This is a genomic window from Alteromonas macleodii ATCC 27126, from assembly GCF_000172635.2.
Classification (GTDB): Bacteria; Pseudomonadota; Gammaproteobacteria; order Enterobacterales; family Alteromonadaceae; genus Alteromonas; species Alteromonas macleodii.
Window position 1 is genome coordinate 3,689,801 of sequence record NC_018632.1, and the last position, 10,507, is coordinate 3,700,307.

At 42.7% G+C, this 10,507-nt stretch carries 9 protein-coding genes; 5 read left to right on the forward strand and 4 right to left on the reverse strand.

Annotated features, from left to right (window positions below; genetic code table 11):
• Window positions 1-310: 310 nt before the first annotated feature.
• On the forward strand, window positions 311-775 hold the full coding sequence (locus MASE_RS15740) for an RNA recognition motif domain-containing protein (protein WP_014950707.1): 465 nt from the start codon (window positions 311-313) through the stop codon (window positions 773-775).
• A 79-nt stretch (window positions 776-854) separates the two neighbouring features.
• On the opposite strand, the gene MASE_RS15745 is transcribed toward MASE_RS15740, so the two are convergent.
• A complete protein-coding gene (locus MASE_RS15745) occupies window positions 855-2,168 on the reverse strand; it encodes a DUF5610 domain-containing protein (RefSeq protein ID WP_014950708.1) in 1,314 nt (437 codons plus the stop codon).
• 176 nt (window positions 2,169-2,344) lie between these two features.
• On the opposite strand from MASE_RS15745, the gene trmA reads away from it, so the two are divergent.
• Window positions 2,345-3,442, forward strand: a complete 1,098-nt coding sequence (trmA, locus tag MASE_RS15750) for a tRNA (uridine(54)-C5)-methyltransferase TrmA (protein ID WP_014950709.1) — start codon at window positions 2,345-2,347, stop codon at window positions 3,440-3,442.
• A 110-nt stretch (window positions 3,443-3,552) separates the two neighbouring features.
• Here the strand turns inward: trmA and fabR are convergent, their stop codons facing one another.
• Complete coding sequence (gene fabR, locus MASE_RS15755) at window positions 3,553-4,149, reverse strand: HTH-type transcriptional repressor FabR (RefSeq protein ID WP_014950710.1); 597 nt, start codon at window positions 4,147-4,149, stop codon at window positions 3,553-3,555.
• A 341-nt stretch (window positions 4,150-4,490) separates the two neighbouring features.
• Between fabR and MASE_RS15760 the strand changes: the two genes are divergently transcribed.
• Both MASE_RS15760 and sthA read left to right on the forward strand, forming a co-directional pair.
• Window positions 4,491-5,618 carry an acyl-CoA desaturase gene (locus MASE_RS15760; RefSeq protein WP_014950711.1) on the forward strand — a complete coding sequence of 376 codons (1,128 nt, stop codon included), beginning with the start codon at window positions 4,491-4,493 and terminating at the stop codon, window positions 5,616-5,618.
• Window positions 5,619-5,797: 179 nt separating this feature from the next.
• A complete protein-coding gene (gene sthA, locus MASE_RS15765; protein WP_014950712.1) occupies window positions 5,798-7,219 on the forward strand; it encodes a Si-specific NAD(P)(+) transhydrogenase in 1,422 nt (473 codons plus the stop codon).
• Between the two features lie 56 nt (window positions 7,220-7,275).
• Here the strand turns inward: sthA and MASE_RS15770 are convergent, their stop codons facing one another.
• Window positions 7,276-7,581 carry a hypothetical protein gene (locus MASE_RS15770; RefSeq protein WP_014950713.1) on the reverse strand — a complete coding sequence of 102 codons (306 nt, stop codon included), beginning with the start codon at window positions 7,579-7,581 and terminating at the stop codon, window positions 7,276-7,278.
• 114 nt (window positions 7,582-7,695) lie between these two features.
• Between MASE_RS15770 and MASE_RS15775 the strand changes: the two genes are divergently transcribed.
• The gene (locus tag MASE_RS15775; RefSeq protein ID WP_014950714.1) at window positions 7,696-8,274 is read left to right on the forward strand and encodes a uracil-DNA glycosylase family protein; all 579 of its coding nucleotides are present in this window, start codon (window positions 7,696-7,698) and stop codon (window positions 8,272-8,274) included.
• Here MASE_RS15775 and MASE_RS15780 read toward each other — a convergent pair.
• Entirely contained in the window at window positions 8,271-10,496 is a 2,226-nt protein-coding gene (locus MASE_RS15780) for a bifunctional diguanylate cyclase/phosphodiesterase (RefSeq protein ID WP_014950715.1), read from the reverse strand. The genes MASE_RS15775 and MASE_RS15780 overlap by 4 nt on opposite strands.
• Window positions 10,497-10,507: the final 11 nt, after the last annotated feature.

Consider the following 10,507-nt stretch of genomic DNA (forward strand, 5'->3'; position numbering starts at 1 on the left):
CCATGTTTTTAAACTTTTTATTTGTTTGAAAACTTGGTTTCGCACTTGTTGCTAAGTTGGCTTTGTTTTTCTCGAAGCCCCCTCAGAACGTGGAGCGCATTATAGATACCTCTTGTGAAAGATCAACACTTAAATTGGATTTTTTTGCTTTTTAAGCCACTTTTGGTGTCAACCGCTCATTTCTGCATCATTTCTAGCGACTCAATCCATCTTTAGACTAGTTTTTTCACATTTTATTGTTCAATTTGTTACAAATGAGTAAACTATATACAGCCTCCAACACCATAATAAACAATAGAAAGGTAGGTATATGAAAGTAGGCTTTATTCAATGCGCTGTTATTAGCGCTATTTTTGCAATTGCAGGTTACTTGTTATTTTCTTCTGCTAGTTTAAACGTCCATGTTCCACTGACCGTCTCAGCAGCTCTGCTGATCAGCGGTATCGTTACTCCTTGGCTAGCGTCTCTTATTCAAAGTCCATCTTCCTCAGATGCCAGAGCACATTCTAATGACGGATCAGTAGAAACTTTATATGTGGGTAATTTGCCTTATAGAGCAAACGAGAACGCAGTAAAGGAATACTTCAGTAGCTTTATTGAAGTACAGTCGGTTCGCTTAATGAAGGATCGTAAAACTGGAAAAAGAAAAGGATACGGTTTTATCGAAGTTGTAACTGACGACTTAAACAGCGTTATCGATAAAACTAACGACTCAATCTTCCAGGAGCGAACCCTAAAAGTTCGCCCTGCAAAGGACAAAGTCGAACACGCATAATTTTGTGAGTACGGTTTATAGGCTATAAAAAAGCCCGGTTAGCTTTCGCTACCGGGCTTTTATATTAGCAAATAGTTAGTTATTCACTTGTCTCAGCAGATTGAGGAAGTCCATTAAGTAACGTTTGATTAAAAGCGTGAAACCTATTTATAGCAGATACAAGGTCTGGCACCTGCACGTCTTTCATCTCATTAATCAACCCACCTATTAAGGTATTATAGTCTTCGTTACTTTCTAACGTACTTTCGGCATTAGCAAAAGTATCCATCATCTTTTCTAGATATTGCGCTATAGGGCTAACCACATTTCCAAACTTCGAATTATCGCTTTTGTCTTCATTGTAATGTTGGATGTTCTCATACGTCTTTAGCACTTCGGTCTGTGTGGTTCTATTTAACTGTAACGCGTAGCCAACTAACTCTTTATCGTCAAAGCCTAAACTTAACGCTTCTTCAAATGCTTTGTCGATGTCACCACTGTAAAAGGTGTCGGCGAGATCCTGAACTTGACCAACTAAATCAGCTATCGACTCTAACTCATCTTCATCAAGCTCGCCTTTTAATGAAAAGCTAATACCGCTTCGCTCATAGTATTGGTACGAAGTTTGTTGTTGGTATGACGCTGAAAAATTGTTTTCACCTTGCTCGCCACTACCGCCTGATTGCTCCTGAGATGCTTGTGCTTGGAAATTAAGTTGTTGAGATGCTTGGAACGAGCGAAGACTCTCAAAACTAAAACTCACTTCGTCGCCATCTTTAGTTCGAATCAGTAAGCTTCCGCTTTTCTCATCCGATGCAGCTACCGCGTTTAAGGACGAAAGCGTTACAGCGTTCGGCTGCTGGCGACCAAATATGTCAGTTTCCAGATCGTTTATTCCTGTATCGATGAGATCGCGGCTTTTTGTCATCCCTTGCTCAATCTCTTCATTCATAAAACCAGCGAGGTCTTTTTCAGCCATAGCGAATCCACGGCTTACGCCTTCTCTCGCTTGGCTAAATAAGCCATTAAGCTTTTCTTCGCTGGCACCACCGTTTGCCGCACCTCTAATGACGCCACCTACGAACTTAAGTACGTTTCTGGCAACTTTTTCAAAGTCGAACAAACTGTTCGACTTATCTTCAATGCTTTTCTCTTTGGCTTCTTGTGGCTTTTGGCCATCTATAACTAACGCTTGGTTAAGGCTGCTACTCACCACACGTAAGCCGATGCTAGTTTGGCTACTGGAAACAGATACTGATGCCGCTTGTTGTTTAGAAAACTCAGCCGCTTGCTGCAATCCGTCTTGCTGTAACTGCTTTTTCAACATTTCGTTCGGGTGAACTGATGCCTTTTGATCTGCTTTTTGATCGACCTTCTGGTCGCCCATAAAAGCCTTAATTTGACCCACGTTCATAATTTGATCCTCACTATCCTCAATCTTATTATCGGCAAAGAATCAGTATTGTTTAATTTTAATACAGCTTTTTTTACTGGGTCGTTCCTAATAATAATGCAGAAGTAGATAGCGCTTGTTGCAGTTATTTTATAAGGGACTACAATTCGCGACCTCAACATTGAATGGAGAATTTTATGACCGCGACCGAACAACAACGCTATCAAGCTCAGTTGGACGAAAAAGTAGAACGTCTTACTGCGTTACTTTCTCCGTTCAATGCGCCTGACTTAACCGTATTTCCATCGCAACCAACGCACTACCGTATGCGCGCCGAATTTAGAGTATGGCATGAGGGCGATGATTTGTTTCACATCATGTTCAACCAGGAAACAAAAGAAAAGTATCGCGTAGATAGCTTTCCTCCTGCTTGTAAAGCAATAAACGATGCTATGGCGCTGTTGTTAAAAGAAGTAAGACCAAATGAAGCGCTAAGAAAGAAGCTTTTTCAAATCGATTATCTTTCTGCACTATCTGGCGAGCTTGTCATCAGCCTTTTATACCATCGTCAACTAGATGAGAAGTGGCAAGAGGCTGCAAAAGAATTAAAGGCGAAACTCGAGGCTCACTTTCCGAAAGTAAACATCATCGGCCGTGCGAGAAAACAAAAGCTTATTATCGACAACGATTTTGTTATTGAGCGCTTACCCGTTAATGGCAAAGAATTCATATTTAAGCATATCGAAAATAGCTTCACTCAGCCCAATGCCGAAGTGAACTGCAGCATGATTGAATGGGCACTAGATTGCGTAAAGCCGCTCTCTGGCGATTTACTGGAGATGTATTGCGGTGCAGGTAACTTCTCACTGCCGCTAGCGCTTCACTTCGATAATGTTGTGGGGACCGAAATAGCCAAGCCCTCTGTACAAGCTGCGCAGTTTAATATTGAACAAAATCAGCTTAATAATGTGAAGATCGTAAGACTCGCCGCTGAAGAATTCACTCAGGCTATGAAAGGTGAACGTACGTTTAGTCGCTTAGAAGGCATTGATCTAAGTGCATATAATTTCACAACTGTATTGGTCGATCCACCAAGAGCTGGGTTGGATGAAGACTCGCTTAGAATGATTCAGGATTACGATAATATCGTGTATATCTCGTGTAACCCTGAAACGTTGGCGCAAAACCTTGAGCTTTTAAGTGAAACTCACGACGTTGCTCAATCGGCATTATTCGATCAATTCCCGTTTACTCATCACATTGAGGCTGGCGTTTTACTTACACGCAAAAGTTAGTTTTGGTACAAATTGACAAGGCCTTTGGAGTCACAAAGGCCTATGAAGACGTATTAAAATAAGGTGGCTTTGATTAGAGCAAACGATGTGGACTTAAACCACTAATTCAATTATACGCTTTTTTGCGTTGCACCTAGTTGAACGAAGCGAAGCTGCGCTTTCACTCTCTCACCGATTTCTCGGCGAAGTTTATCGTCTGCTTCTAATGCCTCTGCCCCAGCACTGAATACGAGCCTTACCATAGCATCAGCTTGAAGCTGCGCGCATGCGTATTCTACGCCCTGCTGTTCAATAATGTAGTCGGTCAACTCGTCGATGAAGTGTTGAATCTCTCTAAATACTGCCAACCGATAAGCCGACGACGTACCAGTATGCTCGCGTAGTAATAAACGAAATACGTTTGTATTTGCCGCAATAAATTCCATGAAGGTTTCAACAGAAGTATGTATTACGCCACCTCCAGAGGCTATACGCCGCCTTGCCTGACGCATAAGCTGCCGCAATGCTAAACCGGCTTCATCCACCAGCGTTAAACCCAATTCGTCCATATCTTTGAAGTGTCGATAAAAAGACGTAGGTGCTATACCTGCCTCTCGGGCAACTTCACGCAAGCTGATTGCCGATAAGCTGCGGTTTTCATCGAGCAAAGAAAACGCAGCATGAATGATATTTTGGCGGGTTTTTAATTTCTGTTCTTGTCGACTCACATTCGCACCATAGGTTGATTAGCTCTAAACGGCTTGATGATTTTTAGCGCTTAGGGTTGAAGCCCTTACGTCATCTGTATAGCCATTAACGCAATCAAACTTCGTACATCAAAGACTAGCATGTGTAGTTTATCGCAACACACACCAGTGGGGAAAGAGAAACAGAATCATCTCTTTTATAAACAAGCATTAAGCAGAAAAAGCCACAATTAACGAGCGCTTCAGCGTAGCTTTACTATAATTAAACTTTACACATGTAAGCAGAACTAATCTGGGTTTTGCTTGCCTGAAGCCTCGTAAAACGATAAATTAGCGAACAGTTGTAAGCCAAGTTGTATAAAATGAAAAAACCTCCTCTTATCCTTACTAATGTGCTGGTATTTATTATATCTGGCGCAATTGCGTTTATTGGTGTGCCGCTATGGGTGGCGTATCAAGGCATCGATTGGGCAGAAATCGGTGCGGCTATATTCCTATTTTACTTTACCGGTATGTCTATAACTGCCGGCTACCACCGATTATGGTCGCATAAAACTTACGACGCCAATGTGGTTGTTCGTGTGATCCTTGCGATTGGTGGCGCTATGGCGCTGCAAAATAGTATTTTGCACTGGTCGTCAGATCATCGCGTTCATCATCGTCATGTTGATGATAACGACAAAGACCCCTACTCTGCGAAGAAAGGGCTTTGGTTTGCGCATATCGGCTGGATGTTGCGTGAGTATCAGGCCAAACGTTACGATGACTACAGTAACTGTAAAGATCTTCAAAAAGATAAAGTGGTGATGTGGCAGCATAACTACTATTTGCCCATCGTGCTGGCGGCCAACTTTGGTATCACAGGTCTTCTGGGCTATTTAAATGGTGACGTATTAGGCATGATCTTGGTAGCCGGTGTACTTCGCCTGGTGCTAGTGCATCACGTAACCTTCTTTATCAATTCTCTTGCTCATTTTTGGGGTAGCCAGCCTTACACCGATAAGAACACAGCACGAGATAACGGTATTCTTGCGTTTTTTACCTTTGGTGAAGGTTATCACAATTACCATCACATCTTTGAGTACGACTATCGTAATGGCATTCGCTGGTATCAGTTTGATCCTACAAAATGGCTTATTAAGGGATTATCACTGGTAGGACTGACATCCAACCTTCGCAAAGTGCCAGAAGAGCGCATCGAGAAAGCGTTAGCAGCAATGCAGCTGCAAAGAGCAAGTGAAAAAGTATCGCTACTGCCTAATGCTGAAGAAATGATGCATACCATTCAAGAAGAATACGACTTGTTAATGCAGCGCATGAGTGAATACTACGCCACGAAAAAACGTGTTATGCGCGTTAAACAACGCACCCTAAAGCGCAGTATCGAAGGGCTTGAGCTTGCATACAAGTACAAAGAGCTGAAACACGCATTTGCTGTACAGAAAGAGAAATGGACACAGTTACATAGTTTGTCATTGCAAATGGCGTAAATTAACGCCCTCTTTTATACGTTTGAACGCTAAAAACCACATAAGTGTCTGCTTATGTGGTTTTTTTTTATTCTATAGTTGGATAAGGTCGTTATACTAAAACCAGAATCATTCATTTTGTATTACGGCTAACCTAGTGGTGACATCGCATTACAAAAGTAACAACATGGGAAAGTAAGATGGCAACGAAGCAAAAAACCAAAGCCCCGTCGTATCATTACGACGCTATCGTTATTGGCACAGGTCCTGGTGGAGAAGGCGTTGCAATGCAGCTTGCCAAAGCCGGAAAAAAAGTGGCGGTTGTTGAGCGCTACGAGGCAGTGGGAGGGGGTTGTACCCATTGGGGAACCATTCCATCGAAAGCGCTTCGTCACTCAGTAAGTCGTCTTATTGAATATAACTCTTCTCCCTTGTTTGCCGACAACCACTTAAGTAAGAGTCTTACGTTTTCTGACATCATGCGCCATGCTAGCGGTGTGGTAAAAAGCCAAACTCGACTTCGCTCTTCTTTCTACGACAGAAATCGTGTGACGCTATTTCACGGCGAAGCCAGTTTCGTAGATGCGCATACGTTAGAGATAACCCGTAAAGATGGCTCTAAAGATACCGTCACTGCAGGCCAAATTGCTATTGCCACAGGGTCGCGTCCTTATTGTCCTAAAGACATCGACTTTAATCACCCGCGTATTTATAACTCAGACACTATCCTATCTTTAGATCACGATCCCAAATCAATAATTATCTATGGCGCTGGGGTCATTGGCTCTGAATATGCCAGTATTTTCAGAGGACTAGGCGTAAAAGTTGACCTCGTCAACATGCGCGATCGCTTACTGTCATTTCTTGATGACGAGATATCAGACGCACTCAGTTATCACCTGTGGAACAATGGCGTACTCATCCGGCACAATGAGGCCTATTCTTCGGTTGAAGCTACCGATGACTCGGTTATTTTAAACTTAGAGTCGGGCAAGCGTATGCGCGCAGATTGTCTCTTGTTTGCTAACGGAAGAACGGGTAATACAGATACACTTAAACTCGAGAATATTGGTTTAAAAGCCGATGGCAGAGGCCAACTCAAGGTTAACGAAAATTATCAAACTGACGTAGACAATGTATTTGCAGTCGGCGATGTCATTGGCTATCCAAGTTTAGCATCTGCGGCTTATAACCAAGGTCGCTTTGCCGCTGAAGCTATGCTTGGCATAAAAACACATTCGGCATTGGTAGAAGATATTCCGTCAGGCATATACACCATCCCAGAAATAAGTTCTGTTGGTAAAACAGAGCAAGAGCTTACTGCAGCAAAAGTACCTTATGAAGTGGGAAGAGCTCAGTTCAAACATTTGGCCAGAGCCCAAATCGCGTCAACGCAGACAGGAAGTCTGAAAATCTTGTTTCATCGCGAAACTAAAGAAATCTTGGGCATTCATTGTTTCGGTGAACGTGCCTCCGAGATTGTTCACATCGGCCAAGCGATCATGCAGCAAAAGGGCGAAGGCAATACCATAGATTACTTCGTTAACACTACGTTTAACTATCCAACCATGGCAGAAGCTTATCGAGTTGCTGCTATTAATGGACTTAATAGAATTTTCTAACGGACACAAAAAAGCCGGCGAGATTGTCGCCGGCTTAATATGCGTTAACTAAGAAATTAGTTACGGTTCGCAGCAAGCGCGTTAAGCGAATCTTTATGTGCTACGATGTCGATGTGCATATTTTCTTGATCGAACGTCATTGTTGCAATGGCGTAGTCACCCTGACTATCGCTTGCAATGTCGATCAACTTTGCTTGTGCATCACGGAAACGAATGTTATTGCCGATTTTGTCAGACATACATTGGTTATTCATTTCGAATGTTTTCGCATCCATGCAATCGAAAAGCTGGTTATCACCAGATTCCGCATGCGCAATACCAAAGGCCGCTGATAGAGCTAGGGTTAGTACTACTTTACGCATGTTTCTTCTCCTGTGTTACAGTCTACTACTGTCACTATTAAACATACTGTATATACATAAGATAGTCAAACTGAGATCATAGTTTTGTGACAAAAGTATGACAAAGAGAAATATTTGGAGAAAAATGTGAAAGGCCACGATGCACTGGTGGTTAAAGCGAGAAATTGTAGACTGTGTGCCCCTCACCTACCGCATCAACCCAACCCCATATTTAGCACTGCACCATCAACTAAAGTACTTATTATTGGGCAAGCACCGGGGTTGAAAGCTCATGAACGCAACATTGCGTTTGATGATCCCAGCGGAGATCGGTTACGCGATTGGTTGTCTGTCTCGAGAGAGACCTTTTATAACCCTAGCTTAATTTCGGTGCTGCCAATGGGCTTCTGCTTTCCAGGTTATAAAAATGGAGCCGATGCCCCGCCAAGAAAAGAATGTGCTCCCGCTTGGCATAATGACTTTCTTCTTTATTTAAAACCTGAAGTAACGCTTTACGTGGGACGTTACTCGCAACAGTATTATTTACCGCAACACAAAACGTTAACTGAAGCTGTACGCAGTCCGACTGAAACACATTTCGTACTGCCCCACCCGTCAGGAAGAAACAACAGGTGGCTCGCTAAAAACCCTTGGTTTGAATTAGATATTCTTCCCAAGTTGCGAGACACTGTCGAATCTGTATTAAAAGTTTAGTCGTGCTCTTCAAGAAACGCTAAAAGCGCATCGAACGGCATAGGCTTCGCGTACAAGTAGCCCTGTGCTTCGTCACATCCAAGCTTTATCATGTAACTCGCCTGCTCTCTTTTTTCTACGCCTTCGGCAATAGTCAATAAGCCTAGCTTGTTACCCAAAGTCACAATGGTCTCAGCAAGCACTGCGCTTGCACCCGGTTTAATGTCTTTGACAAAAGAACGATCGACCTTCAATCGATCTAACGGAAGCTGCTGTAGATAACTCATGGAGGAAAAGCCTGTTCCAAAGTCATCAATGGCTATTTTCACCCCAAATTCTTTTAACGAACGCAATGCATCTATTACAATTTGCGGCTCATCCATCACCACGCTTTCTGTTATTTCTAGCTCTAACAGGCTTGGGTCGCAGTTGGCGTTAGATAGTGCCTGCTTAACTTTTTCTACAAATAACCTGTCACGGAACTGCGGAATAGAGATGTTAACGGCAACTCTTAGATGGCCGTAGCCTTTTTCTTTCAATTCCTGAAGACGACGGCATGATTCTTCTAATACCCATTCACCGATATCAACGATAAGGCCTGAATACTCAGCTAGTGGCACAAATACGGCGGGAGAAATATATCCCCCTTCACCATTGGGCCAGCGTAGTAAGCCTTCCATGCCAACAACTTTTTCATTCAGTAAGTCCACTTGCGGCTGAAACCACAGCTCCAGCTTTCTTGCTGCAAAGTCACTTCGGAGTTGGCGAATCATATCTAGGCGCCAAGTCGTCTGATCTTCAATATCTTTGGCGTAATATTCGAAGTTATCTGTTAGATTTTTCTTAGCACGGTTTAACGCAATATTCGTGCGCTTTAAAATCTCAATGCCGATGTGGCGTTTATTGTCTAACTTGCACAATCCAAGTGTTATATTCACCGGAAGGGTGTGATCACCTACCTGAAATGAAGATTGGAAAATGTTGTTAATGGACTTGGGGCATACCAAATCGTCAGGACCAATAAGACCAAATACATCAGCACCTATGCGGCCTTTTTTCACTATGCTATCGAAAGAAGATTGAAAGCGATCGCTTATAGCTCGCAACAATTCGTTGCCGACTTCTTGCCCTAAACCATCATTTATATCGGAAAAGTGATTTACGTCGATAAGAGCTACGCTATAGTTTTCTCCGGCAAACAAATGAGGTTTATCGAGCATATTGATAAACTCATTGCGGTTTGGCAGACGGGTTAACCAGTCTCTGAACGCCGCATTTCTTAATTCATGGAAAAGATTAACGTTTTCGTATCCCACAGAAATACTGGATAGAAAAACCTCAAGTAAGTGCTTGTCTAGCTCACTAATCTCGTGGGTTTGTCGAACAAATACGGCAGCTTCAAAACCAGCGCGGCTGATATACAGCACAGAGCAACTGGGCTCAAAAATGTGCTTTTTAAGACGTAGGCACCGACTAATGTTTTCTTCAATTTCAAGGTTTTTAAGCGTGAACACAGGCTGGTTTATAAATTTCGCATACTCACCCGCAGCGCCAAGCACGTAAACCTCTTCGTCCTCTCGATCTAGCAAAGAACCCGCTCTCGCGCATAATAAACCTTCGGAGTCTAAACCAATAAGCGAACTGATTTGGGTAACTACACCTTCGCAAAACTCTTTCACCGAATGTTCTTCAAACAAGTTGGCTGAAGAGGTGATTATTTTTTCTAAACCAGCACGGCTTTGACTAATCGTTACAATTTGCTGATAAGAGCGTAGTGAGGAAATGATAGTAGTTAGTAATTTGGCGCGAGTAAGTTCTGTTTTGGTTTTATAGTCATTGATATCGTAAACTTTAATGACTTGCTCTTCAGGCGCGTAGCCGGGCTGGCCCGTACGTAAGATAATTCGAGGTTCAACTAACTTCATGTCTTCGCGGATGTATTTAACAACATCAAAACCCGCGTCATCAGTCTCCATAACGACATCAAGTAAAATTATGGCAATGCTGTTGCCATATTCGTGCAGCATTTCTTTGGCTTGTTTTGCTGAATAAGCGTGGATGAAGTTTAATTTGCGATCGTTTACGATGAGATCAGATAGCGCGAGACGCGTTACGGTGTGAATCTCTTCATCGTCATCGACAATAAGAATGTTCCAGTCTTTGCCCAATAAGGTTTGCTCTTCAACTGAACCATCATCATCTAAAAAAATTAATTCGTCGTTATCGTAATCCATTGCCGACATTACCGCTCATT